We start from the raw sequence: 26625 nt of genomic DNA, 5'->3' as shown, positions 1-26625 counted from the left end.
GAAATGCGCTTAAACGCAGCTCTAATGCTCGAGTATCGGCGAATTCGCTGCGAACGGTCTTATCCTGCAACCCTACGGCCACAAAGAATTTTTACTACCTTGCGGAACCAATAACATGAACCACCCACCACTTGCCGGCGGCGGCCGCGCCGGACTGTTCCTAACCGTTTTCGTCACGGGCGCAGCCGTCATGGTCATCGAATTGCTCGGCACGCGCATGATCGCGCCGTTTTACGGCGCCAGCCTTTATGTCTGGTCGTCGTTGATTTCCATCACCATGATTGCGCTGGCACTGGGTTATTTCGTCGGCGGCCGCTGGGCGGACCGGGCCGAGCGGACCGGCTTGTCGTTGGTCATTGCGCTGGCCGGGCTGTTAACCTTGACCATCCCCTGGCTGACGCGCCCGGTATTGTTGGCGACCGATCCGCTAGGGTTACGCGCCGGGGCTTTTGCCAGCGCACTCGCCTTGTTCCTGCCCAGCCTGACCATGCTGGGCATGGTGAGCCCATTTGCCATCAAACTTTATACCGCGCGTATCGACGGCGTCGGTTCCAGCGCCGGTTCGATCTATGCCGTCAGCACGGTGGGCAGCGTTGTCGGTACTTTGGTCTTGGGCTTTTTCTTATTTCCATTTGTCGGCTCGCGGGAAATTCTGGTCGGACTGGGCGTATTACTGCTGATGCTGGGTCTGGCGATCGCGGTTGTCGAAAAAAAGTATGTCGGCAACAGCCGCTTGCTGCCCTGCCTATTTTTGGCGGCGCTGGCCGCCGGTTTATTGCCGGCCATCGTTGTCGGCCGTAGCAGCGGCAACGACCAATTTCACATTCAATCCGAACGCGAAAGCCTGTACGGCTGGGTCAGAGTGATCGACCATCCGGCCAACGACCTGCGCGTCATGACCTCGGATGCCTCGGCGATAGGCGCGGAAACCATTTCCAACGGCGAGAACCGTTTGACCTACCAAAACATCGTCGACGCCCTGCCCTCGCTGGCGCCGGGCATCCGCCGCGCCCTGGTGGTCGGCCTCGGTGCCGGCAAGATGGCGAACACGCTGCACGAGCGCTACGGCATTGCCACAGATACCCTCGAAATCGACCCGGCGGTGGCCGACGCGGCCGCCGATTATTTCGGTTTTAAACCGCGAGGCAAAAACATCATCGGCGACGCCCGTTACGAAATTCGCCACTTGACCGGCCCCTACGATCTGATCATTCACGATTGTTTTACCGGGGGCTCCGAGCCCTCGCACCTGTTGACCGTCGAAACGCTGACCCAACTGCGCGGCTTGTTGTCGGACCACGGCATCATGGCGCTCAATTTCGTCGCGTTCTACGACGGCGGCCGTAATCCTTCTCTAGCCAGCGTTTCGCGCACGCTTGAACAAGTCTTTCCGCACCAGTTGTTTTTCGTGTCCGAACCGGGCGAAAACTTCAACGATTTTATTTTTCTGGCGACTAACCACCCTATCGATATCGCTGCCCAGGGCTTGCCGGAAGCGCAACAGGCTTGGTTGGCGCAACGCAGACTGCCCCTGGACAACGCGGGCGGCACGATCATTACCGACAACTATAATCCGCTGGAACATCTGCAAATTGCCAAAGCCGAGAATTACCGCCGGGTCGTGATCGATGCATTCGGCCCGGAACTGATGGTGCGTTGACGCTTCAACGCCGGCCTCCGGCCGAGCCCGAACCGGCGACAGCTTTGCCAAGGCCGATGGCCGCCCCGCCTACAGTTCGTTGACCACCGCCAACGCTTCCTGAATATTACCCACCGCGTGAATTTCCAGATTTTTGACGCCGTCCTTGGGTTTGTTGCTTTTCGGAATGATGGCTTTTTTAAAGCCGTGTTTGGCGGCTTCGTTGAGGCGGGCATGGCCGTTGGCGACCGGGCGGATTTCGCCGTTCAAACCCACTTCGCCGAAAAACACCGCATCGTAAGGCACGATGCGGTCGCGCAAACTGGACACCACGCCAACCAAGATCGCCAAATCGGTGCTGGTCTCGCTGACCTTGATGCCGCCGACCACATTGGCGTAAATCTCGTCGTTGCCGGTGAAAATGCCACCGTGGCGCGACAACACCGCCAGCAACATCGCCAAACGGTTTTGGTCCAGACCCACCGCCAGCCGGCGCGGATTGCCGTACTGGCTTTCCGTGACCAACGCCTGGATCTCCACCAATAGCGGTCGGGTGCCTTCCCATAACACCGTCACCACGCTGCCCGGCGCCGGTTTTTCCGCCCGCGACAAAAACATTGCCGACGGGTTTTTCACTTCCTTCAAGCCGCTGCTTTCCATCGCAAAAAAACCCAGCTCGCCGACGCTGCCGAAACGGTTCTTGTCGGCCCGCAGCACCCGAAACCGCGCATCGTCGGTCGAAGACAGCACCACCTGGGCGTCGACGATATGGCTCAAGGTCATCGGCCCGGCCAACGACTGGTCCTTGGTGACGTGGCCGACCATAAAGAACGATACGCCAGTGCGCTTGGCGTATTGGGTCAAATAACTGGCCGACTCCCGCACCTGCGACACCGAGCCCGGCGCCGAGTCGGAATCCGCCGTGTACATGACCTGAATCGAATCGATGATGACAACCTGCGGCTGCTCTTCGTCCAACACCTGGCAAATCTGCTGCACCGAGGTTTCGGCCAACATCTTGATGCCGGCGCTGTTGAGCTGCAACCGATGGGCGCGTTCGGCGATCTGTTGCAACGACTCCTCGCCCGACACGTACAGCACCGGCAGTTGCCGGGCGATATGGGCGACGGCTTGCAGCAAAATCGTACTCTTGCCGGCCCCAGGCGCGCCGCCGATCAACACCACGCTGCCCTTGACGATGCCGCCGCCGAGCACGCGGTCGAACTCGGCTAGACCGGTGGAAATCCGTTCGGCCTGAGCCAGATTGACTTCGGACAACAATTGCACCGCACTGCGGCTGCCGGCGTAGCCCGAACGCTCGCGCTCCGTTTTGCCGCCGCCGAGTTTGACTTCCTTGATCGTGTTCCAGGCTCCGCACTGGTTGCACTGGCCGGCCCAGCCGGCAAAATCGGCACCGCACTCGGTGCAGACGAAAGCGGATTTGGTTTTTTTAGCCATTGCAATTGCCGGTCGTAACGTTAAAGGTAGGGGGCGTCAATCGGGGTAAAGCCTGGGTAGTGCGATATTTCCGGGCGTTTCCAAAACTAAGGTTTTGTTCGGGACGTTACGCTAGGTTCTATTGCGCCGCAGCGCATTCAAGGTCTCGCCGGCGCCGCGATTCCGGCCGGCCGCCAAATCGGCCAAACCGCGTTCAATTTGATCCGGCAGCAACTAACGAATGCGGGCGCGTTCCAGGCGATGCTATATGCCGGGCCAGCGCCGGACATAACTCAATTATCGCGCGCCAAGCGAAATCCCACGTTATTGAACCGAAATGACGGAATATAGCCGTAGCGAGAGGCGGAACGGACATAGTCCGCGGTATTGATCCACGAACCGCCGCGGTAGATGCGCCGCGATAACAGGCCGGTACATTTTTCCTCTTCGCTGGAACCGTATCCGCTATCCGCACCGCAGGTCCATTCCCAGACATTTCCCAACATGTCGTAAAGCCCAAACGCGTTAGGCGAGTAACTGCCGACCGGCGCGGTAAACACGTACCCATCCTCGCAGTTGTGCGGGATGGCTTTCGAATCCGCTTTTTGCAGGCTTAGATCCGCAACGTTCGCATATTTGCAGGCGCCATCCGGGTTATCGCCCCAGAACCTGGCAGCAGCACTACCGCCCCGAGCGGCGTATTCCCACTCCGCCTCGGTAGGCAGGCGATAGTGTTTGCCGGTTTTTTGATTCAACCATTTGATATAAGCCTCGGCGTCGTCGACGCTGACGCAAGTGGCCGGATGATCGCTATCTTGCGGGTAGCCTGGGTCCGCCCAACTGCGGTTGCTGCGCATTTCGCCCTTGCCGGCTTCCATCGTCCAGCATTCGTTACCCGGATTGTAGTTGGCCGCCTCGACAAACGCGGCAAACTGCGATTTGCTGATTTCGTATTTACCGATGGCAAAACCGCTAACTTTGACCTCGTGGCGCGGTTTTTCATAATCCTGCCCTTCCTGATCGGTCACCGGCGACCCCATCAGATACACGCCGCCGGGAAGCGCCACCATTTCCGGACAATCGGCACAATCGCGGAAATGCTTTGCCGCCCGGTTTCGCACCTTTCGCACCGGCGCGGGTTTCGATTTCGACAAAGCTGCCTGTCCCGTTTTGCCGGGCAACGTTTCGCCATGTCCGATATTGATAAACAGCACAGAAAAAAGCAGCAACCAGCCCTGGCGCAAATTCATGCTCGATACTCCAAAATAAAAATTCCTGTAACCGATACGGTTAATAAAACACTCTGAACAAACGCTGTATCTGCTCGAATTCGTACAGATACGGCCGGGCCACGTCGCGGTTGGCGGCGACGACGACCAAGTCGTGGGAAAAAACCGAGGTGTTGTACCAGTTGAAACTGCCTTCGATGACGATGTATTCGTCGATCACGCAATATTTGCAATGGATCGGCGAATACGGCACCGGCAAGTCGTCCTGGCCGTAGACCAGGCCGACGCGAATGCCGGCGTCTTTCAAGCGTTGAATGGCTGGCAACAACGGCCGGGCCAGTTCTTCGGACATCGGCCGTTCGACGCCGATCTTGCCCTGCCGCGCCAAATGGCCGTTGAACAACAACTGTACGTCCACGCCGCGGTCGCGGGCCTGGATCAAGGCGGTAACGACGCTGTCGTTATGGTCGCCGAGCAGATCGCCGATCAAAAACAGGCAAAGCTTCAGCGAACGGCGGGCGCGGTGGATCTCGGCCAAAATCGCATGGTGCGGCCGGTACAGCTTGCCGTTGGCCATGGTCTGGCGGCCGAAGGTGTACAGCAAATTGAACGGGCTGAGCGGGTCGATGCCGTATTTCTGGATCACGCCGCCGCGCTGGCTTTGGAAGATGTTGTCCAGCAACCGGCACACGCCCTGGGAATGAAAGCTCATGCCCGACTCCCAGTTGGCCCACCAGCGATCGAAAGTAATGTTGAACGAACCGATGATCGCGTCCTCGTCGTTGAAGATGACGAATTTGGTGTGCATGTCCGGCTCGACTTCGATCAAATGGTGCTTCGGCGTGCAAAACACGCCGACCAACTCGATGCCGGAACGTTTCAGCCGGGCGTAGTTCTGGCTGTTGGTCAGCGTCATCTTGCGCCAATCGACGATGCATTGCACCAGCACGCCCTGGTGGCTGGCATGGATCAAATGGTTGATAAAGTCGTTGTCGTCGATGCAATCGACGCTGACCTTGATCGTGCACAGCCGGTCGGGTTGCGTCCGCTTGGCGGCGATGGTTTTGTCGATATGGTCGTGGATGAAGCGCTTCGGGTGGTAAGGATGGTGCTGCTGGCCCTTGGTGAATTTCGGCGTCAGATGCAGCGACTCGAAATGGCGGTTATACCAATCCACGTCGGCCTGCAATTTGCCGGCATCGATCTCGTGGGTACGGTAATGGTTCGGCGTAGCCCATTGCTCGCTAATTTGGCGCTGCGTCGGCTGGTTATCCTGTAATTGCGGCGCATCCATGAAAATGTATTCGTGGCGCGAGGCAATCGAATGCTCGCCGATATGGACGATAAACCCGAACTTGATGCAATGGATACGGCCGAACTGGGCCGAATACGGCAGAACGTAGAAATCCCGGGTCGAACGTTTGTGCCGATCCCATTCGACATCGTAGGCGTCGGTATCGACGATGTAGGTTTCGCAGATCGAATCGCGGAATACCTTTAGTACCACCTTCAAATTGGCCGCGACGCCGTGGTGCAATTCGAAATCGATCTTGCCCCAGCGGATGTCGAAACTCTCCCTGAAATCGTTGCTGCGTTGGAAACAGCCGCCCAATTTGCCGAATACCGGCCTGGCGTAATGTTCTGCTACTTGCATGTTCGCTCGCCTAATCGCACACGTTGAAATCCATGGTTAACCTCCGAGCCGGTCACAGCGGCTCGAACTCCAGCAGATAGCCGCAATGGTCGGACACCCGGCCGTAATCCTGCTCGGTGAATAATACCCGCGCCGACGTCGCCCGCAATCCGCTGTCTTTGTTCATAAATACGTAATCGATCCGGTAGTCGTCCGCCAACTGATCGCGCCAATGGGCATCGTCGACCCGGAAAATCTGCTGAAACAAGGCCGGGGCATTGGCCGCCAGGTACTGGTCTTCGTAGCGGTGGCCGTCGACGACCAGGCGATAGCCTAGCGAACCGGCGGCGATATTGAAATCCCCGCACAATAAAGTCGCCGCAACCTCGCCGCCGCGCCGGCTGTCGGCCCAATCCGACAAACGTTGGAATTGCTCGGGGAAACCGTCGTCCCACCAGCTCAAATGCGCCGAAAATACGTCGATCGGGCCGATGCAAGGGACATCGATGCAGGCGGCGACCACTTTGCGGGAATGGATACTGTAGGCATCGCTGCTGTCGGAGACGTAGCGGGCTTCCTGGCGTTCGATCGGATAACGGCTCAAAATCGCCACCCCTTCCCGGTATTTATCGAAGCCCAGGTGGGACCAATCGCTGTACAGGTGGAACGGCTTTTTCAGGCGGCGGTTGATGATATTGGCGGAATTGGAGGCCCAATCGCCGCGGCCGTCGTTCCAATGTTCCGCCACTTCCTGCAAACAGACCACATCGGCTTGGAGTTCGTCGACGGCTTTGGCGATTTGCCAGAATTTGCGGTCTTGGTCGTCTTCCTGGTAGCAATGCAGATTCAGGATCAGCACTTTCAGCGGCGCCCGGCTCAGCCGGTAGTTGCGGCCGGCATTGTTATCCCAGAGGGTTTGCTCCCCGCTCTCGCAGCAGATGCTGTATTGCAGGCGGAACGCACCTTCGACTTTCAGATTGGCGCTCCAAAGCTGCACCGGATGCAGCCCGGCGTAACCGCCATGGGTCGCGGAGCGCTTCCCGGATTGCAGCCGGCAGCTGGTCTTGTGCACGTGGCGCCAATCGTCCAGCGTCCAATGCACAGTCACTTTCTCCGCCGCCAGTGCGGCATTGACCGCGAATTTGAGCGGAACGTTACGCTGCGCCGGCCCCAAGCCTTGCATCGGGTTCAATGGCACTACCGGCATGACTCCGGTCATCCGGCCGCCGCTGCCGGCCGCGCAGAAGTAGTCTAGGCAACCGTCGTTGTTATCCCAGTACTCGCAGCCTTCATGTTCCAGCCGAGCAACGAAATGGATGTCGCCGGGCAATTCGGTCCTGGCCTGGCGCGGAAACGCCACCTCGGCCCGCCAATACTCGCTGCCGTCGCCGGCGCTGGCGCAATAATCGGCCAACACCCGGCGCCAGACGCCGTCTTCGCCGGCCCAATGCACCTCTACGGTCTTGCCGTAACCGAGATTGGCCACCCGGATCAAGAACTGCAAAGTCTGCGTGCTGGCAGCGGCCTTACCGCTAACGGTATTGGCGACATACAGTAACTGGATGTTATCCATGGTCCCTCCCGAGAGTTGGCCGGCGCGGCGATAGCCGGCGCCGGTTTGGCCTTGCGGCCGGCCGCCTAGGCGGCATAGGCGCGAAAATCGATGTCCGGAAAAATATCGTCCATGATTTCCAGCGCTGTCAAATAGCGCTCGTCGATCCGGTTCTTACGGATCGCATCGTGCAAATAATTGAAGCGCGCCAAATGGTCGGTGATGCGTTTGCGCGCATAATCGATCGTGGTGCCGGCCTTCATGATAAACGGCCAATCCGAAGCCTGCGCCAGCAACAAGGAGCGTGCGGCCTGGTTCAGCGCCCGGCGTTGCAACTCGCTGACCTGCAAGCCGCGCAAGTCGCTCGCCAGCTTTTCCATTTCGGCGGCCGCCTTATGCAGCAACGGATAAATCCAATCGTTGCTTTCGTTCAACCAGAATTCCGAATAGCCGTGCTCGCCCCAACTCGATGCGGCAGGTAGCGCCTGCTGGCACGGCAAGCCCAATTGCAGATAATCGCTGCAGCTAACGGTTTGCAAACCGCTCTCCGCGCAGGCTGCCAAACGCAACACCTGTTCCAGCCACAACGGCCCTTCGAACCACCAATGGCCGAACAGCTCGGCATCGTAAGGCGCTACCACGATAGGCGGCTGCTGCATTTCCGCGGCCAACGCATCGATTTGCCGTTGGCGGCTGGCGATGAAATCCGCGGCGTGCTGGCGCAATTTCAACTTGGCCAATTCCGGCTGATACACCTGTTTCGGCTGCTTGCCGCCGGTAATCCGGTAATATTTGATGCCGGTGTTGATCCGGGTCTCGCCGTCGAGGATGTAGGGCGCGATGTATTCCAGCGGCAAATCGAAACCGATATCCCGGTAATATTCGCGGTAATCGCCGTCGCCGGGGTAGCCGGATTCGGCACTCCAGACCTGGTGCGACGCGGCCGGATCGCGGCCGAAGGCGGCAATTCCGCCGCAATCGACCGGCGCGTATACGCCGAATTGCGGCCGACGGTCGGCGTTGAGCAGCGCGTGGCTTTCCAGAAAGAAATAATCGATCCCCTCCGCCTTTAACGTCTGCTCCAGCCCCGGATAGTAGCCGCATTCTGGCAGCCAGAAACCGTGCGGCGCAAAACCGAATTGGGCCCGAAAGCTGTCGACGCCGACGCCGATCTGATTGCGCACGGAGGCGGGGTTGACGTTCAGCAGCGGCAAGTAACCGTGGGTCGCCGCCGTGGTGATCAATTCCAGCCGGCCGCCGCTATGGTGGCGCTGAAACGCCGCGAGCAGATCGCACTGGTAGCGTTGCTGGTAGTCGTGCAAGTTGTCTTGAAACAATTGCAGATAATGCTGCGCCAGGGCGTGGAACTGCGGCAAGCGCCGGGTCCGTTCGACCTCGCGCTCGGCCAGTTCCACCCGGCCGCGCATATAGCGCAAAAACCGGTTTTGCAGCAACGGATTGCGCAACATCGCCATCAGCGTCGGCGATAGCGACAAGGTTAGCCGGTACGCCACCCGGTCGTAGCGCAGACGCTCCAACATGGCCAATAGCGGCAGATAACATTCGCTGATCGCCTCGAACAGCCAGTTTTCTTCGAAAAAACTGTCGTGCTCGGGATGGTGCACGTACGGCAGGTGCGCGTGCAAAACGATGGCAAGATAGCCGTTATTCATGCTCGGAGCAGGCCAAAACAGCCGAACTTGCGGACGAACCGGCCAGGGAAGGCAAGGAACCGGCCCCGGCCGGCATCACAAATTGGGCGATGGCAGGCGGCAGCCACTCGCCGGCCGCGTCAGCAACTTCGGCCACGGCGGCCGGATTGGAATAAGCCAAAGCGGTAAACTCCTTATACTGGTCCAGATGGCCGATGGCCGCCTGGTAATAACCGGCGGCAGTCGCCAGTTGCTCGGGTAACGCGATTCGCTGCTGTCTGCTCTGGCCGCTGACCGGCAGGTCGAACCACGCCGGCCGGGTTTCGGCCTGATCCTTTCCGCTGTCGGCGGCTTCCGCTTGCCGGTAAATCCGCAGGGTCAAGGCCGGTTCGGCCGCCGCGGGCGATTCGGTGGGCTCATCGGCCGGCACCAACGGCGGTTCGGGCAATTGCCAATAGGCGTGCAAGCGGCGCGGGTCGACCGGCAACAGCACCAGACTGGGTGCACCCGGCGCCCGCGCATCGGCCCGCGGCGCGAATTCGCGGCTGATTTGCTGGCTGATGTTGAACAACTCCTGCGGCGAAAATCCGGAGGTGGCCGCCCTGCCGCCGGCCCTGAACCGGCGCGGGGCGAAACCGCGGCTGATCTCCAGGCTGATATCCCGCATCTCCTCGGCAGAAAGCTGCAGGCGAGACTCAGAAGTTGACCGGGAATAAGCCATTGGCGATGTTAAAGATACGTTTAGCGGAAATTTGGGCGCGGACCGCAGGCGCGCGCTGGTGCGGCCCTTCGCAAAGCCGCCCTAATAAGACTCTAACCGTTGTCGAATATTTACGCAAGGCGTAGGCCTGCACCTACGATTTGCAGTAAAATCAAGGCATCCAAGTTTTTCGGCAAAGGGCATGCGCAAACCATACAGTTTAAAGTCAGGGAGTCCCTATCCGCATGGCGCCAAAGCCAGCGAAAACGGCGTGAATTTTTCCATCTCCAGCCGGCATGCCACTCACGTCGAATTACTGTTGTTCTCCAGCAACGAGAGTCCGGAACCGTTTCAAGTCATTGCCCTGCGCAAAGACAAGCACCACACCTTTTTTTCCTGGCACGTATTCGTCGAGGGCTTGCCGACCGGCACTTGGTACGCCTGGCGCATCGACGGCCCGAGCAATACCCGCGAAACCGGTTTGCGCTTCGACAAGGACAAACTGCTGCTGGACCCGTGGGCGCGGGCGGTCAGCGACAAGCTCTGGCAACGCGCCGCCGCCTGCCTGCCCGGCGACAACAGCGCCCATGCGATGCGTGCGGTGGTGGTCGACGACCGCTACGATTGGGAAGGCGATACACCGCTGGCAATCCGCAGCGAGAAAGCCATCATTTACGAATTGCACGTCGGCGGCTTTACCCGCCATCCGTCGGCAAAGGTCAAACATCCCGGCACCTTTGCCGGCCTGATCGAAAAGATCCCCTACCTTTCCAAATTGGGCATCACCCACGTCGAGTTACTGCCGGTGATGGCCTTCGACGAGCAGGACGTGCCGCCGCATACGTCCGACTTGGGCCTGAAAAACTACTGGGGTTACAGCACCCACAGTTTTTTCAGCCCGCATCCGGGCTACTGCGTAACGCCGGAACAAGGCACTCACATCCGCGAGTTCCGCGATCTGGTCAAGGCCTTGCACAAGGCCGGCATCGGCGTGATCATGGACGTCGTGTTCAACCACACCTCGGAAGCCGGCGCCGACGGCCCGGTCATCAATTTCAAGGGCATTACCGGCAACAGCTTCTACCTGACCGACAAACACGACAAGCGTATCTTTCACGACTACACCGGCTGCGGCAACACCGTCAACGCCAACCATCCGCTGGTCAGCAACTTCATTATCAGTTGCCTGGAATATTGGGTCAGGGAAATGCACGTCGACGGGTTTCGTTTCGATCTGGCCAGCGCGCTGGCCCGCGGCGAAGACGGCAGCGTGTTGCAGGACCCGCCGCTGGTCTGGGGTATCGAGTTATCGGAGCAATTGGCCAGAACCAAATTGATCGCCGAAGCCTGGGACGCCTCCGGCCTGTACCAAGTCGGCAATTTCCCCGGCTACCGCTGGGGCGAATGGAACGGCCGCTACCGCGACGTGATCCGCCGCTTCGTGCGGGGCGACTCCGGCATCATCAGCGAGGTCGCGACCCGCATCTGCGGCAGCAGCGACTTGTACCAACACCAGCACCGGCTGCCGATCAGCGGCATCAATTTCGTCACCTGCCACGACGGCTTTACGCTGAACGACCTGTTCAGCTACAGCGAAAAGCATAACGCCGCCAACGGCGAAAACAATCGCGACGGCTGCAGTAACAACCTAAGCAGCAACTGCGGTACGGAAGGCCCAACCCGCGATCCGGCCATCCTAGCCCTGCGCCGCAAACGCGTCAAAAACGCCTTCGCCATTCTACTGCTCAGCCACGGCGTGCCGATGCTGCTGGCCGGCGACGAAATCCTGCACACTCAACAAGGCAACAACAACTGTTATTGCCAGGACAACGAGCTAAGCTGGTTGAATTGGGAAAAAGCCAAGGAAAACGCCGACGTGCTGCACTTTGTGCAACAAATGATCCGCTTGCGCAAACGCCACACTTCGTTGATGCGGCGGCGATTTTTGACCGGGGAAATCCTGGAGGAACGCAACATGCCGGATATCGTTTGGCATGGCTTGCAAGTCGACCAGCCGCCGCTCTGGGACGATCCGGAGACGCGGATACTGGCTTTCACGTTGACTGCGCTGGCCAAGGAAGAGGCCGATCTGCACGTGATTCTGAACATGTCGGACCAACGCCACGCGATGGCATTGCCGCCAATCCCGGAACGGGTCTGGCGTTTGGCGGTCGATACCGCGCAAAAACCGGGACAGGATATTATCGATCCGGCCGAGCAGAAACCGGTGGCGGAAAACCGTTACGCGGTCGAACCGCATTCGGTGGTGGTATTCGAGAACGCGAAACAGGAACTGGCCGGCGGCGATAGCCTGTCCAAACTTTCCGCGCATTTTTTCAGCAAATTCACCGGCCTCAAACTCGCCGACAGCGCGGTCTGAGGTTCAGTCGAACACGTCGCCCCAGTCCGGAGGCGGCGGCAGCTCGGTTTCGGCGCCCGCAGCCGCTGCGGCGTTGCCGGCCGCCGGCTCGGCGGCCGATGGTGCGGCCGCGTTTGCCGGCGGATGGGCAGCAGCCAACGCACCGTTCAGATAGCTGTCCAACAAATCGCACAGATTCCGGTAACAGCCGGCCAGCGGCTGCCGGCCGAGCAGTTGTTCGACGAACTGGTACAGGAACTGCTTTTCGGCCAGCATCAACACGTCGGCGACGCTATGTGCTGCTTCCTCGCCGAAACGGTATTTTTCGATCAGGGCCAACTGCAGCCTATCGCCGCGCCGCTCCTGCCTATCCTTGATTTCGGCCAGCAATTCCTCGATTTCGGCCTGCCGCCGTTTCTTTTCCCGGCCGCGGGCCAATAGCAGCACGGCCAACGCGATCAAGCTGACAGCCAGCGTATTGGCCAAAATCAGGATGATCCAGGTTGAATTCATCGCCGCTCCATTTCCGTCAGGTCGGCGCGTAGCGCCCGTTCGGCGTCGACAAATATCTGCATCATCTTTTTACTGCTGTTTTCCAGTTCCAACGCGGTTTGGTTGCCGCTGAACACGCGGGTATATTCGGCCGACATTTCGTCTATGGTTTTCATCGCGGTATCGAGTTGGCGCACCAGTTGCTGGTTGACCCGTTCCAGGCCGGCCTGCTTTTGCGCCAGGTCTTCGTTTTCATGGCTGACGGGCGGTTGCTGGCCGTGGCCGGCATTGGTGACCAGATTTTGGTAAGGTTCGGCCAATTGCTCGATGCGCTGCTCTATCCCCTGCAACAAAGCCATTTCCCGCTTCAGAAACAGCCGGATGATATCCTGCAGCAAAGCCCGCTCCGAGGCGCTGACTTGCTGCAACACGCTTTCGATTTCCGCTTCGCTCAAACTGCAATTTTCGCCGATGAATTGCTGCAGGCGTTCGCCCTTTTCGAAGGAGTGGTCCTCCAGATCGTTGATAAAGCGGTCGATTTCGGCTATTTCCTTGCCTTTTCGGTTGCGGGAAAAACAAAACAGCGCAATTGCCAGCAACGTCAAAACCGCCAAGGCTTCCGCCGCCAATATCACCATTACCGAATCGAACGAATTCATGACAATCTCTCCAACAAGCGTTGATGCTGTTCCGCCTCGGATTTTTTCAGATAACGATGGATAAAAAAGCCGCCCACCCCAAATAACAGGTTAATTGCCACCAAAATTCCGCCGACCAGCCACCAATTGGTCGGTTCAGCCGGCGTATGCGGTTGCTCCGGCGGCGCATGCGCTGCCGGCGGCGATTCCGCAGATGGGTGTTCCGCCGCCGGCTCATGGCCGCTCTCGGCTGCAGCCGCCGCGGCCGCATCATGCTGCACATGCTCCCCATGCTCGGCGGCATGCACAGCGGCGCCGGCCGGCGGCTCGGCGGGTTGGAACCAGCTATCGTCTATGGTTAGCGGTTTGACGGCCGGTGCCAACGGTTTGCCGTTACGGTCCTTGGCCATCACGTTAAAGCCCACCTTGGTGATCGCCGCTGGCGGCAATTCGGCCAACTCCAATTGCCAAATTCCGTCTTTTTCAGTAGCCACATGCGTTTCCGGCGGCTTGCCGTCGCGGCTGACCTGAGCATTGACCACCATACCGGCCGGATCCACCACCGCCAGATCCGGCTTCAACAGCAGCCGCACCCGGCGCTGCGCGGCATCGATCTCGCGCTCCACGCTAATCGGCGCGGCCACCACCTGAATCTCGCTGATGATTTCGCGTTTGAAGGTTTTGCCGTCGGCGAGTATTTTCAGGCTGTGCTTGCCGAGTGCCAACCCGTTCAGGTTTTGTTGAAAAAAACCGGGTTTCCCGGCTGGCGCCATTTTCAGCGGCGCCTGTTGGTCCAAACCGACTTCCAAGCTCAACATGCCGAGGAAATCGGCACGGGTGATCAACCGGTCGCGGTCGGTAAAGTGCGCCTCGATCGCCACCGCCTCGTGTTCGCCGACGAAATTCGGAATTTCGCTGAGTTGCAGTTTCAAGTCGGTGACTATCATGACTCGGTTGTCCGGATCGACCTCGGCCAACAAACCCCACTCGCCCACCGCCGGTTGCCTGACGGTAATCAGATCGTAATTCCGGCTTTCCAGCCACGACACGTTGGCCGCCATGGTCTGCTTGGCCAGTTTATTGCCGTCCGGCATGACCAGTTGGGTCGGCGCCGCATGCGCGGTTTTGAAGACCAGGATCGAAAACTCGCGGACGCCGGCATCGACGTCGAATTTGTTATTGCGTAACGGTAGCGTGGTTTTCGGCGCCGCTTTCTGCGCCATTTTCAAAAACGAGCGCTGCAAGCTGTCGGCCGATTGCGCCACCTCGGCCCAACCGCCGGTCTCGAATGCCAATTTTTCCAGCAACTCCTTATCGGCCTGGTCGGACAAAGCAACAGTTTGCACCTGGATGTCTTGCTGTTGCAGCTTAGGTATCCATTCGCTGAGAATGCGCTCCCGCGAATCGGCGCTTTGCATGATGTCCTTGGAAATGTCGACGAAGCCGTCGGTCAATAGGATCAGGTGTTTGCGGCCGGAGCTTTTGAAGCCTTGGCTGAGCGCGGTGCGGATCGCATCTTCGATGTGGGTGTAGAGGCCGCGGGAATGTATGTTAGCCAACGCTTTACCGGCTTGTTGTTTCCAGGTGGCATCGACTTTATCGCTGGCGATCAGCGGCACCGTCTTTTCGGCAAACAACCACAAACCGGTGCGGCTACCCTCCGGCAACAATTCGACCAGCAAGCGGCCGGCTTCGATCCGCAGATTATCCGGATCGTTTTGTTTCATGCTGCCGGAGACATCTATCAGCACCTGAATATCGTCCCCGCCCGCCAGCGCCGCGGGCTGAGCCCGAACAGAAAACCCCGCCGGGCCGAAAGCGCACAATACGGCCAATATCAGCATTCTAAACATAACTGCGTCCGCAAGAGTTTAGGTAATGGCTAGCAAATATAGTCCAAAGGGCTGACTAATTTACGATTTTTAATTCAGGCCGCTCCCAGTGTTACGCTTTATAATGTTTTTATTTCAACCATAGGAGAACTTATGTCTATCAAACGAATGGTCGATCTGGATCTGGCAGGCAAACGCGTCCTGATCCGCCAGGATTTAAACGTACCGGTCAAAGACGGTAAAGTCACCAGCGATTTGCGCATCCAGGCCAGCGTTCCGACCGTCGAAGCGGCCTTGGCCGGCGGCGCCGCGGTAATTTTGATGTCGCACCTGGGCCGTCCGACCGAAGGCGAATACGACGAAGCCTCCAGCTTGCAACCCGTTGCCGAACGTTTTTCCCAATTGCTGGGCCAACCGGTGCGTCTGGTCAAAGATTGGCTGGACGGCGTCGACGTCAAGCGCGGCGAAGTGGTGCTGTGCGAGAACGTGCGCTTCAATAAAGGCGAAAAGAAAAACAGCGCCGAGCTGGGCCAAAAAATGGCCGCGCTGTGCGACATTTTCGTGATGGACGCCTTCGGTACCGCTCACCGCGCCGAAGCCTCGACCCATGCCGTTGCCGAACACGCCACCGTGGCTTGCGCCGGCCCACTGTTGGCGGCCGAACTGGATGCACTGGGCAAGGCCCTGGAAACTCCCGCCCGTCCTTTAGTGGCCATCGTCGGCGGCTCCAAAGTCTCCACCAAACTGACCGTGTTGGAATCCTTGTCGTCTAAAGTCGATCAGCTGATCGTCGGCGGCGGTATCGCCAACACCTTCATTGCGGCCGCCGGTTACAACGTCGGCAAATCGCTATATGAAGCGGATTTAATTCCGGAAGCCAAACGTTTGATCGCGTCGGCAAAGGAACGCGGCGCCGACATCCCGGTACCGGTCGATGTGGTCTGTGCCAAAGAATTCTCCGAAAGCGCGGCTGCCACCGTGAAAAACGTCGCCGACGTCGAAGCCGACGATTTGATCCTGGACATTGGACCGGAAACCGCCAAGCAATACGCGGAAATCCTGAAAACCGCCGGCACCATCGTCTGGAACGGCCCGGTCGGCGTGTTCGAAATCGACCAGTTCGGCGAAGGCACCAAATCCCTGTCACTGGCGATTGCCGAAAGCCCGGCGTTCTCGATTGCCGGCGGCGGCGACACGCTGGCGGCTATCGACAAATACGGCATAGCCGACAAAGTGTCCTACACCTCCACCGGCGGCGGCGCCTTCCTGGAATTCCTGGAAGGCAAGGAACTGCCCGCGGTTGCAGTATTGAAAGCGCGCAGCTAATCGATAGTCGCGCATGCGGCCGGCTGGTGGCAGCCGGCCGCAACGGCCTTACAAACCGGCCACGGTTTTATCCTTATCGTCCTGATAGTCGCGGTAGTTGATCGAAATTTTCAGGCCGGCGAAACGGCCGGACATTTTCACCATTTCCGCCGTCTCTTTATCGAACATCAGCCTGACCTCGCTCAACGCCCGATCCTCGTAACCTTCTTCGATCTCCTTCGCTTCCAGGCGGAAGTGGTACAGGTAAACTTCCTGCTTCTCTTCTTGGGTAATCTCCAACGGCTCGCCCAACTGCTTGACCACCTGAGATTTCTTCGGCAGCAATGCGGCGATTTTTTCCAATTGGCCGGCCTTGGCCTTCAACTGCTTTTTCTCTTCGTTAATTTCGGCACCGCCCAATGAACGGAACGACGCTTCCAGAAACTCCGGCGGCGCGATTTGCAGGAACAGGTTGGAGAAGGTCCAGTCGGTGATCTTATCTTCCTTATTGAAAGCCAGATCCAGGTAGAAACTGACTTCCGGCGCCACCTGTTTGCCGTCCTTATCGATTTTCCGGAACCAATAGCGCCAGCGTTTGCCGTCGGCAGTCTGTTCTTCGCTGCTGGCATGCAGTTTGGCCAGCGAGACGAAGTCTTCGCTGAATAACTTGGGTTTCTTGAAATGCACGGTGAAGTCGTCTTTCGACACCACCGAGAAATAGCGGTCGAACTCGTCCATCTGCAAATAAGTTTGGTAGGCGTGCAACCAATACAGGCAGCCGGTCATCGTGCTGAGCAGTATAAAAGCCAGCAACCAGCGCAAAATTCGGGTAAATGTTTTCATAGCCTCCTCAATGCCGGGTCGGCGGGTTGGTCTCGGTTTCTGCCGCCGGATTGGCCAGCAAATTTTCTACGTCGATTTTATCGAAACGGTACTGGGCACCGCAGAACTGGCAGTCGACTTCGATGTCGTCGCGCTCCTGCAAAATCGCGTGCAATTCGGACCGCCCCAAGGCGGCTAAAGTGCCGGCGATTTTTTGCCGCGAGCAATTGCATTTGAATTCCACGGCCTCCGCCTCGAAAATTCTGACCTTTTCTTGATGAAACAGGCGGTACAGCAGCTCTTCGCAATCCAACGCGAACATTTCCTCGGCAGTAACGGTAGCCGCCAACATTTCCAGGCGTTCCCAGTCGGCCGGGTCTTTTTGCTCGCCCGGCAATTCCTGAAGCAACAGCCCGGCTGCGGTGTCGCGGTCGGCGAACAACCACAAACGGGTGTTCAGTTGTTCCGATTGCTTGAAGTACACTTCCAACACTTCGGCCAGCGTATCGGCTTCGACACCGACGATGCCTTGGTAAGGTTCGGCGTTTTCGGATTCGACGGTCAGCACCAAGCGGCCGCCTTCTCCGATCATTTCGCGCAGATTGGTGCCGCCGACGCTGTCCGCGCTCCGTACCAGGCCGCGTATTTTACGGTCGCTGCTGGCTTGGGCAACCACAGCCTTAAGCTCGCCGCCGCCCTGGATTTGCATAATCATTGCACCTTTGAATTTAATCGTCGCCGCCAGCAATACCGCGGCCGCCAACGCCTGGCCCAGTTGCGCGTCGACCGCATCGTCCACTATCCGCTGGTGCTGTTTGGCTGCGGCCAGGCTGGTCCGCAGTCTAACCCATTCGCCGCGCACGCCATGCTCCTCGAAGATAAAGCGGCGTAAGCAATCTTGTTGTTTCATGATTTCGTTAACCGGTTAAGAAAGGTCGGCGATTATAATCCCCAGTGTCCGATCATTCGACCCGAGGGAAGCAGTTATGTCTTTTCTACTCAAAAAAACCGCGATGCCCACGGCGGAACAAGCCCTGCCGGGCCGCTCCACGCCTATCGCCAGCGGCTCGCTACATGCTGTCAGCGGCCATTGTTACCATCCGCCGTTTCCGGAACATTTACAGCAAGCCGTGTTCGGCATGGGCTGTTTTTGGGGAGCGGAACGCAAGTTCTGGCAACAGGCCGGGGTTTATGCCACCGCAGTCGGCTATGCCGGCGGTTATACGCCCAATCCGACTTATCAGGAAGTCTGCAGCGGCCTGACCGGCCACGCCGAGGTGGTACTGGTCGTATTCGATCCGCACACCGTCAGCTACCCTGCGCTGTTGGCCGTGTTTTGGGAATCGCACAATCCGACCCAAGGCATGCGCCAGGGCAACGACGTCGGCACCCAGTACCGTTCAGCCATTTACTGCTACGGCGAACCGCAACTTGCCGCCGCCAACGCCAGCCTGGCTGCATACCAGGCGGCGTTGGCCGGCGCCGGCCTGCCGCCGATCACGACCGAAATCCGCGGCGCGCCGCCGTTTTACTATGCCGAACTGGAGCACCAGCAATATCTGGCGAAAAACCCGGACGGTTATTGCGGCCTCGGCGGCCTGGGGATTTGTTACCCGCGCTGAATAAAACGGCGCCGAATGCTAAGGCGTTATAAGTCTTGGCATTATCGTTTCCAGGCCTTCCAGGCAGAGTTTTTCCGGTTGACTTTTAGGAAAAAATCCTTCAATTTACGCGCCTGGTGTGGCTCTACCTCTGCGTTCGGCGCTTACCGAACGACCTAAACAGGTCAGTCATCCAAACAGAGCTTTAATACTAATATTAGTCTTAACAACACAAAACCGTATTCTGTCTCATCCGCAGATTACCAGGAGGAAACATATGAAGAAGCCTGTATACAACTGGCTGCTTGCTTCGGCTGTAGCGACGATTCTTGCTGCACCAACCGTATCTACCGCGAACGAAGACGTTGAGAAATTAACTCAAAACCCCGCCAACTGGGCAACTTGGGGTGGCGACTACGCTGGTACCCGTTACAGCAAATTGTCACAAATCAACACTCAGAACGTTAAAAACCTGCAACCTGCCTGGTCTTTCTCAACCGGTGTATTGCGCGGTCACGAAGGCGGTCCTCTGGTTGTTAACGGCGTAATGTTTATTCACACTCCGTTCCCAAACACTGTTTACGCCATCGACCAAACCACCAAAGCGGTCATCTGGGAATTCACCCCGACCATGGACGCCGACGTAACCATTCCGGTTATGTGCTGCGACACGGTTAACCGCGGCTTGGCTTACGGCGACGGCAAAATCTTCCTGCAACAATCGGACACCGTTCTGACCGCACTGGATGCCAAAACCGGCAAACGCGTATGGAGCGTGCAAAACGGCGACCCGAAACTGGGTATGACCAACACCAACGCACCTATCGTAGTTAAAGATAAAGTCATCACCGGTATTTCCGGCGGCGAATTCGGCGTCCGCGGCTTCCTGGCGGCCTACGACATCAAAACCGGCCAATTGGCATGGAAAGGTTACAGCATGGGTCCGGACAAGGACACCCTGATCAAACCGGGTAAATCCACCACCTGGCAAGATGGCAAAGTCACTCCGCTGGGACCAGAATCCAGCTTGGCGACCTGGAAAGGCGACCAATGGAAAATCGGCGGCGGCACCACTTGGGGCTGGTACTCTTACGATCCTAAACTGAACCTGGTCTACTACGGTTCAGGCAATCCATCCACCTGGAACCCGACTCAGCGTCCAGGCGACAACAAATGGTCCATGTCATTGTGGGCGCGCGACGCCGACACCGGTGAAGTCAAATGGGTTTACCAAATGACACCACACGACGAGTGGGACTACGACGGTATCAACGAAACCGTTTTGGTTGATCAAGAAGTCAAAGGCAAAATGCATAAAACCATCGTACACTTTGACCGTAACGGTGTAGGTTACACTCTGGATCGCGAAACCGGCGAACTGTTGGTGGCTGAGAAATTCGATAAATCCGTCAACTGGCTGACCCACGTCGACATGAAAACCGGTCGCCCACAAGTCGTGCCTGAGTTCTCAACTGAGCACAACGGCGAAGACGTTAACACCGTAGGTACTTGCCCTGCGGCGTTGGGTGCCAAAAACATGGCTCCTGTGTCTTACTCTCCACAAACAGGCTTGTTCTATATCTCCGGCAACCACTTGTGCATGGAGTACGAACCGTTTGAAGTTAGCTACACTGCGGGTCAACCGTACGTAGGCGCTACCCTGTCAATGATGCCAGCAGGCGCTGACGTACTGACCGGCAAAAAAGACGATAGCACCAACTTGGGTCAATTCACCGCATTTGACGCAAAAACCGGCAAAATCGTTTGGTCAAACAAAGAACAATTCTCTGTTTGGTCAGGTTCTGTTGCTACCGCCGGCGGCGTCGTATTCTACGGCACCCTGGAAGGCTACCTGAAAGCGGTCGATGCCAAAACCGGTAAAGAATTGTACAAATTCAAAACCCCATCCGGCATCATCGGCAACGTCAACACCTGGGAATTCAACGGCAAACAATACGTCGGCGTTCTGTCAGGTATCGGCGGCTGGGCCGGTATCGGTATCGCTGCCGGCCTGGACGACGGCTCGTCCTCAACCAACTCGGAAGGTCTGGGTGCGGTTGGTGCGTACAGAAGCTTGGGTTCTTATACCAAATTGGGTGGTACACTGACCGTGTTCGCTCTGCCTAACTAATATCCGACTTTTCGGACCTCAGTAAAGCAAGCCTTGGCCGAGCAATCGGCCAAGGCTTTTTTATGCCAAGAAAACCAGTACAGGAATTTTCATGAAAGCCAATTCGACCCTCGCTACCTGGGCCCTATATCTCGCCTTGGTCGCCCCCATGGCCAACAGCCAAGCCCAGGATAAGTTCAAAGTCTGTGCGGACCCGGTAAATCCGCCCTATTCCACCAAGGAGCTCACCGGCTACGAGAATAAAATCGCCGCACTGTTTGCCGACCAATTGGGCCAGGAACTGGAATATACCTGGTTGCCGGACCGTATCGGCTTCATCCGCAATACTTTGAAAGCGGAAAACGACAATGGCGAAGGCTTCAAGTGCGACGTGGTGATGGGCGTACCGGCCGGCTTCGAATTGACCGAAACCACCAAACCCTATCTGCATTCGACCTACGTCTTATTGATTGCAAAAGGCCGCGGCTGGGACGATATCAAAGAGCCTAACCAACTAGCGCAATTGCCTGAGCAACGGCAGCAGAAACTGAAAATCGCCATGTTCGACCGCGGCCCCGGTACCGACTGGCTGCAACAGAACGGGCTATTGGATTACGGCGTCCCTTACCAAAGCATGACCGGCGACAGCGAGCATAATGTCGCGATGCAGATCGAGAAAGAACTGCGCGCAGGGAAAATCGACATGGTGATTTTATGGGGCCCGATGGCGGCTTACGTACAAAACCAGAGCGCCAAGAACGGCTATATTGCAATGCCGATGCAATCCTCAGCGGGAACCCGCTTCGATTTCTCGATTGCGATGGGAATCCGCCAAGGCGACAATCAGCGCAAGCAACAGCTTAACGACTTGATCGACAAGAATCAGGCAAAAATCCAGGCGATCATTGCCGACTACAAAATTCCGTCGCTACCTATTCCGGAAAAACCGGCGAAGAAAGACGACGACGATTGACTGCGGGATTCGGCCGCGTCAGCGGCCGAACAACCTGACTAAGTGGGCAAAATGTCCGGCTTTATCGTCGGACAATTGCGACCAATCGAAGCGCCAGCGCCAATTACCCTCGGTGGTCCCCGGCGTATTCATCCGATCCGGCGAACCTAGCTTCAAAATATCCTGCATCGGAATCACCGCCAGATTGGCTACCGATCCCATAGCGGCATGGATCAGCGCGCTCGGCATCGGCAGACTGGACCAGCCCAGGTAGTCGTAGATGCGCTGCTTTTCGCCGTCGTTGAGCCCGTCGAACCAGCCTAACGTAGTATCGTTGTCGTGGGTACCGGTATACACCACGCAATTCTTATGGTAATTGCACGGCAAATAGGGGTTGCGGCTGTCGTCGCCGAAGGCAAATTGCAAAATCTTCATGCCGGGCAAACTGAAATCGTCGCGCAAAGCTTCGACTTCCGCAGTGATGATGCCCAGATCTTCCGCAACCAACGATAGCGAGCCGAAATGGCGTTGAATTTCGGCCAATAACTCGGCCCCGGGCGCCACGACCCAGCGGCCATTGATCGCGGTATCTTCGTTAGCCGGAATTTCCCATGCCGCCTCGAGTCCGCGGAAATGGTCGATTCTAAGCACATCGAACATCTCGTACTGCGATTCGATCCGCTCCAACCACCACTTGAAACCGGTTTTCCGCAAATATTCCCAGTCGTAATGCGGATTACCCCAGCGCTGGCCGAATTCGGAAAAATAATCCGGCGGCACGCCGGCCACCACTTCCATTTCGCCAGCCGCGTTCAGCTTGAACACGTCCCGGTTGGCCCAAACGTCGGCACTGTCGTAGGAAACGAAAATCGGAATGTCGCCGAACATCAGCACGCCGTGGCGGGCGGCATAATCCTTCAATTCATGCCATTGCTTGAAGAACACGTATTGTTCGAATTTGATCGAATCGATTACCGCTTTCAATAATTGCCGGGATTCGCTCAACGCTTTCGGTTCGCGTTGCCGCAATGCTTCCGGCCATTCGTTCCAGCATTTGTGGCCGAATACGTTACGCAATGCAATAAACAGCGCGAAATCGTCGAGCCAGCCGGCCTTTTCCCGGCAAAACCGCTGAAAATCCAGCTGCTGCTCGGCATCGGCCAGATTCTGGAAGCCGTAGAACGCCTTTGTTACCAGACAACTCTTGGTAAATTCGGCATTGGTATGGCAATCGCCGCAACGGTCGGTAGCCTGCAACCAACCCTTCTCAGTCAGCCATTCCAGATTGATCAATGCCGGATTGCCGGCATGGGCCGACAAACACTGGTAAGGCGAGCCGTCACCGTGCGGCATGCCGAGCGGCAAGGTCTGCCAAACCGTCACCCCGGTGTCGTGCAAGAAATTGACAAAATGAAACGCTTCCCTTCCCAAATCGCCACACTCTCCGCGCCCCGGCAAGGATGTAATGTGTAGCAAAACGCCCGCGCGGCGTTTATCCAAGAGAGCACCCATGAACTAGTTCCATTTTCTTATATTTGATTACCGCGGCGCATTGCGCCGCCCATTGCCGGATTACCGCTGCCTTGCGTGAACGACAAGGCCAGGTAAGCCGGCGGCTCTTCTCCCAACAACCGGTAAAGGTTGGTCAGATTGAGCCGGTACTGCTTTTCGAAGTCGCTGACCGCTTCACCGGGATTGTAGTCGCCAAACCACCAAAACCAGTCCGAACCTTCGCACACCCCTAATTGGCTTTGCGCCTGCAGCAGTTGCTGCTCGTTGAGCTTGCCGTTAGCGACGGCCCGGTCGAACGCCGCCTTGACGTCGCCCAACATATCCCAGCCGTAATTCTTATCGGCATCGCCGATCCAGGTCGAGAAAGTCCCGTAGACCCAGCTTCCGGCCACCAACTTCGGCAGCGCATCCATCCGGGCTTCGGCGTTATCCAAATACTCGGCAAAGGTGGTCAGCTCGATACGTGGATGTTCGCTCAACCGGCGGTACAAAGCGCTAAGAAAATGATAGCCGTTATCCGGAAAATATTCCCAAGCATTTTCGCCGTCCATAATGATCGACACCAAAGGCTCCCGGCTGTCGAAATCGGCGATATTTTCCAGATGTTTGATCAAATCGGCCACCGCGTCGTCGGCATGCCACTTGGAATACTCGAAGCCGATCAAATCGGACAAACCGTCGTCCCGAAAAAAACAGGCGATATCTGCAGAATGCACTTTGAACGGTTGGTGCGGACTGCAATTTCCGGCGATGCCCGAGGCATGCAAACTGTTGTGCAAGACGTTTCCGCCGCTGGCGGCCCAACGAAAACCGGCCTCGGCCAGAATCTGCAACGTCCGCTCGCTAACGCTGCCCTCAGACGGCCAGCAACCTTGCGGCTCGAAGCCGAAGAAATGGCGAAACGTGGCCACGCCCTTCTGCAAATGCCAACGTACCCGCTCCTCTCCGCCGGGGTAGTGCTCCAGCGCGGGCAATGAGATGCCGGGCATGGCCTCGCGGGCGCAATCGATTTGCAACATCAGCGGCATGATCGGATGGGCGTAAGGTGTCACAGACAATTCGATGCGGCCTTTTCTGGCCAGCGATTTGTAACGGTAGATGACGCGGGATAACAAGTCGCCAATGATTTCGACGATTTCGATCCGGTCGTGCAGACTGAATCCGCTGCCTTTCTCGATCAGGCGCTGCACCCGGCCGTCGCTGAGCTTGACGGTTTCCCCCATCCAAACCAGATGGTACCAGACTAGAATATCGGAAACGAATTGGGAATTGACATAGTTGACCGAATCCTGATGCGCCTGGACCCAATCCGCCATATCGATCAGCTTGCGGAACGCGGGGTAGCGTTCGATCTGGCGTTCGCGGTTGGCTTTTTTGCAATCGCGCAATAATTTCAACCGCCGCTCCGGATCGGCCGAGATAGCCGGCTCGACCAAGGCCGCCAGTAACGGATCCTTGATCGCGATCCGATCATGCAAATAGCCGTTGACCTGGTTGGAATAATCTTCGATCTGCTCCAGCAGGATAGGGGCGAAATTGACGACCGCCTTCGCGGCCGGCGCGGCCTCCAGATGGGCCACCATATCCACGTAATCTTTGATCACATGCAGATAAGTCCAAGGCAACTTGAACTCGCCGCTCTGCATATCGCGGTATTCGGGCTGGTGCATGTGCCAACACAGCACCAGCTTCAATTTTTTAGCGGACATAATTCCGGCGTTGGCCCAACATATCGGAGGTCACCAATACGACTCCGCCCTCGCTGACGTGGAAGCGTCTTTCGTCGTCGGCCCGGTTCTCGCCGATCACGGTGCCTTCCGGCACCTGGCAGCCTTTTTCGATGATCGCTTTCTTGATCCGGCAATGGCGGCCGATATTCACTTCCGGCAGCACCACCGAATCCTGCACGGTACTGTAGGAATTGACCCGCACTTGCGAGAATAACAGCGAGTGGCGCACGATCGCGCCGGATATTACGCAGCCGCCGGATACCATCGAGTCGATGGCTTGGCCGCGGCGGTCGTCGTCGTCGAACACGAACTTGGCCGGCGGCGTCTGCGCCTGGTAGGTCCAGATCGGCCAGGTGTTGTCGTACAGATTCAGGTCCGGTTTGACGCCGACCAATTCCATATTGGCGGTCCAGTAGGCGTCGATCGTGCCTACGTCGCGCCAGTAGCTTTGTTGGCCGCTTTGCAAATCCAAAAACGGATAGGCGTTGACCCGGTATTTGTCGATCACCGACGGAATGATGTCTTTGCCGAAATCGCGACTGGAACCTTTGGTGTCGGCGTCTTTAATCAATTGTTCGAACAGGAAGCCGGCATTAAAAATGTAAATACCCATGGACGCCAGCGCGGTGTTTTCCCGGCCCGGCATCACCGGCGGGTTCTCCGGCTTTTCGACGAAAGCCTTGACCCGGCGGTTGTCGTCGACATGCATCACGCCGAAGGCTTTGGCATCTTCCAGCGACACTTCGATACAGCCTATAGTCAGGTCGGCTTTGTTGGCGACATGGTCGGCCAGCATCACCGAGTAATCCATTTTGTAGATGTGGTCACCGGCCAACACCAGCACGAATTCAGGATTGCGCGCCCGCAGGATGTCGATGTTTTGGTAGATCGCATCGGCTGTGCCCTGATACCACGAGTGTTCGTCGTGGCGTTGCTGCGCCGGCATCAAATCCACGTATTCGCCGAATTCGCCGCGCAGAAAGCCCCAGCCTTGCTGGATGTGCCGAATCAAAGAATCGGCTTTGTATTGGGTCAGGATGCCGATCTTGCGAATATCCGAGTTGATGCAGTTCGACAGAGGAAAGTCGATAATCCGAAACTTGCCGCCAAAGGGTACCGCAGGCTTTGCCCGCCAGTCCGTCATATTCTTCAACCGCGAACCGCGGCCGCCAGCCAGAATTAAAGCGATGGTATTGCGGGTTAAATCGTTTACCCGTCTCTCCTGCTGATGTGTATCGACGACTGACATGTAATTCCTCATTCAATTGATAAGCTTCACTACTGCAAATACGGACACCGACGGGTTGACACAGATTTCTCGACCTGCCACTTGCCGCGCTGATCCATTATCGTTACTCTTCACGGAAAAGTAAAAACCCAAGCGCATTGCTATTAATAACGTCGGTGTTTTAACCCAATTGCCGTCCCCG

At 57.4% G+C, this 26625-nt stretch carries 20 protein-coding genes; 6 read left to right on the top strand and 14 right to left on the bottom strand.

The window, feature by feature from the left end; all coding sequences use genetic code 11:
* The first annotated feature begins 115 nt into the window (after positions 1 to 115).
* Positions 116 to 1660, top strand: coding sequence for a fused MFS/spermidine synthase (locus VXJ35_RS04015; protein WP_064020582.1), 1545 nt, complete (start codon positions 116 to 118; stop codon positions 1658 to 1660).
* 69 nt (positions 1661 to 1729) lie between these two features.
* Here the strand turns inward: VXJ35_RS04015 and radA are convergent, their stop codons facing one another.
* The 6 genes from radA to VXJ35_RS03985 form a co-directional block, all read right to left on the bottom strand.
* Positions 1730 to 3097, bottom strand: a complete 1368-nt coding sequence (gene radA, locus VXJ35_RS04010; protein WP_064020581.1) for a DNA repair protein RadA — start codon at positions 3095 to 3097, stop codon at positions 1730 to 1732.
* Positions 3098 to 3369: 272 nt separating this feature from the next.
* A complete protein-coding gene (locus VXJ35_RS04005) occupies positions 3370 to 4326 on the bottom strand; it encodes a formylglycine-generating enzyme family protein (protein WP_064020580.1) in 957 nt (318 codons plus the stop codon).
* A 40-nt stretch (positions 4327 to 4366) separates the two neighbouring features.
* The gene (locus tag VXJ35_RS04000) at positions 4367 to 5959 is read right to left on the bottom strand and encodes a phosphatidylserine/phosphatidylglycerophosphate/cardiolipin synthase family protein (protein ID WP_064020579.1); all 1593 of its coding nucleotides are present in this window, start codon (positions 5957 to 5959) and stop codon (positions 4367 to 4369) included.
* A gap of 52 nt (positions 5960 to 6011) precedes the next feature.
* Positions 6012 to 7511 (bottom strand): endonuclease/exonuclease/phosphatase family protein, encoded by a 1500-nt coding sequence (locus VXJ35_RS03995; RefSeq protein ID WP_064020578.1) that lies wholly within the window; start codon positions 7509 to 7511, stop codon positions 6012 to 6014.
* A 65-nt stretch (positions 7512 to 7576) separates the two neighbouring features.
* Complete coding sequence (locus tag VXJ35_RS03990) at positions 7577 to 9163, bottom strand: glycoside hydrolase family 57 protein (protein WP_064020577.1); 1587 nt, start codon at positions 9161 to 9163, stop codon at positions 7577 to 7579.
* Complete coding sequence (locus VXJ35_RS03985) at positions 9156 to 9809, bottom strand: DUF4912 domain-containing protein (protein WP_064020576.1); 654 nt, start codon at positions 9807 to 9809, stop codon at positions 9156 to 9158. The genes VXJ35_RS03990 and VXJ35_RS03985 overlap by 8 nt, the downstream gene beginning before the upstream one ends.
* A 235-nt stretch (positions 9810 to 10044) precedes the next feature.
* Here VXJ35_RS03985 and glgX point away from each other — a divergent pair, with 235 nt between their 5' ends.
* Entirely contained in the window at positions 10045 to 12222 is a 2178-nt protein-coding gene (gene glgX, locus VXJ35_RS03980; RefSeq protein WP_064020575.1) for a glycogen debranching protein GlgX, read from the top strand.
* 3 nt (positions 12223 to 12225) lie between these two features.
* On the opposite strand, the gene VXJ35_RS03975 is transcribed toward glgX, so the two are convergent.
* Genes VXJ35_RS03975 through VXJ35_RS03965 form a run of 3 tightly spaced genes read right to left on the bottom strand, consistent with a single transcriptional unit; the run spans position 12226 to position 15184 of the window.
* A complete protein-coding gene (locus VXJ35_RS03975; protein ID WP_064020574.1) occupies positions 12226 to 12714 on the bottom strand; it encodes a hypothetical protein in 489 nt (162 codons plus the stop codon).
* Entirely contained in the window at positions 12711 to 13352 is a 642-nt protein-coding gene (locus VXJ35_RS03970; protein ID WP_064020573.1) for a hypothetical protein, read from the bottom strand. The genes VXJ35_RS03975 and VXJ35_RS03970 overlap by 4 nt, the downstream gene beginning before the upstream one ends.
* Positions 13349 to 15184 carry a vWA domain-containing protein gene (locus VXJ35_RS03965; protein ID WP_064020572.1) on the bottom strand — a complete coding sequence of 612 codons (1836 nt, stop codon included), beginning with the start codon at positions 15182 to 15184 and terminating at the stop codon, positions 13349 to 13351. Before VXJ35_RS03965 ends, VXJ35_RS03970 begins: the two co-directional genes overlap by 4 nt.
* Before the next feature lie 132 nt (positions 15185 to 15316).
* Between VXJ35_RS03965 and VXJ35_RS03960 the strand changes: the two genes are divergently transcribed.
* Positions 15317 to 16489 carry a phosphoglycerate kinase gene (locus tag VXJ35_RS03960; RefSeq protein WP_064020571.1) on the top strand — a complete coding sequence of 391 codons (1173 nt, stop codon included), beginning with the start codon at positions 15317 to 15319 and terminating at the stop codon, positions 16487 to 16489.
* 48 nt (positions 16490 to 16537) lie between these two features.
* On the opposite strand, the gene VXJ35_RS03955 is transcribed toward VXJ35_RS03960, so the two are convergent.
* Together VXJ35_RS03955 and hslO are read right to left on the bottom strand one after the other, a co-directional pair.
* Entirely contained in the window at positions 16538 to 17311 is a 774-nt protein-coding gene (locus VXJ35_RS03955; protein ID WP_064020570.1) for a hypothetical protein, read from the bottom strand.
* Positions 17312 to 17318: 7 nt separating this feature from the next.
* A complete protein-coding gene (hslO, locus tag VXJ35_RS03950) occupies positions 17319 to 18200 on the bottom strand; it encodes an Hsp33 family molecular chaperone HslO (protein WP_064020569.1) in 882 nt (293 codons plus the stop codon).
* 76 nt (positions 18201 to 18276) lie between these two features.
* Between hslO and msrA the strand changes: the two genes are divergently transcribed.
* The 3 genes from msrA (at position 18277) to VXJ35_RS03935 (ending at position 21974) form a co-directional block, all read left to right on the top strand.
* Entirely contained in the window at positions 18277 to 18912 is a 636-nt protein-coding gene (gene msrA / locus VXJ35_RS03945) for a peptide-methionine (S)-S-oxide reductase MsrA (RefSeq protein ID WP_064020568.1), read from the top strand.
* 256 nt (positions 18913 to 19168) lie between these two features.
* Positions 19169 to 21022: a methanol/ethanol family PQQ-dependent dehydrogenase gene (locus tag VXJ35_RS03940; RefSeq protein ID WP_064020567.1), complete on the top strand. Its 1854-nt coding sequence runs from the start codon at positions 19169 to 19171 to the stop codon at positions 21020 to 21022.
* A 91-nt stretch (positions 21023 to 21113) separates the two neighbouring features.
* Positions 21114 to 21974, top strand: a complete 861-nt coding sequence (locus tag VXJ35_RS03935; protein ID WP_054761615.1) for a quinoprotein dehydrogenase-associated putative ABC transporter substrate-binding protein — start codon at positions 21114 to 21116, stop codon at positions 21972 to 21974.
* 18 nt (positions 21975 to 21992) lie between these two features.
* Here the strand turns inward: VXJ35_RS03935 and malQ are convergent, their stop codons facing one another.
* Genes malQ through glgC form a run of 3 tightly spaced genes read right to left on the bottom strand, consistent with a single transcriptional unit; the run spans position 21993 to position 26444 of the window.
* Positions 21993 to 23465, bottom strand: a complete 1473-nt coding sequence (gene malQ / locus VXJ35_RS03930) for a 4-alpha-glucanotransferase (RefSeq protein WP_064020566.1) — start codon at positions 23463 to 23465, stop codon at positions 21993 to 21995.
* A 17-nt stretch (positions 23466 to 23482) separates the two neighbouring features.
* The gene (locus VXJ35_RS03925) at positions 23483 to 25174 is read right to left on the bottom strand and encodes a glycoside hydrolase family 57 protein (RefSeq protein WP_064020565.1); all 1692 of its coding nucleotides are present in this window, start codon (positions 25172 to 25174) and stop codon (positions 23483 to 23485) included.
* Positions 25164 to 26444, bottom strand: coding sequence for a glucose-1-phosphate adenylyltransferase (glgC, locus tag VXJ35_RS03920; protein ID WP_064020564.1), 1281 nt, complete (start codon positions 26442 to 26444; stop codon positions 25164 to 25166). Before glgC ends, VXJ35_RS03925 begins: the two co-directional genes overlap by 11 nt.
* Between the last annotated feature and the right edge of the window lie 181 nt (positions 26445 to 26625).

Origin of the sequence: Methylomonas sp. DH-1 (assembly GCF_046097555.1) — a bacterium.
Classification (GTDB): domain Bacteria; phylum Pseudomonadota; class Gammaproteobacteria; order Methylococcales; family Methylomonadaceae; genus Methylomonas; species Methylomonas koyamae.
Note: the sequence above shows the minus strand (reverse complement) of the source record. Positions and strands in the feature narration are given on the sequence as shown.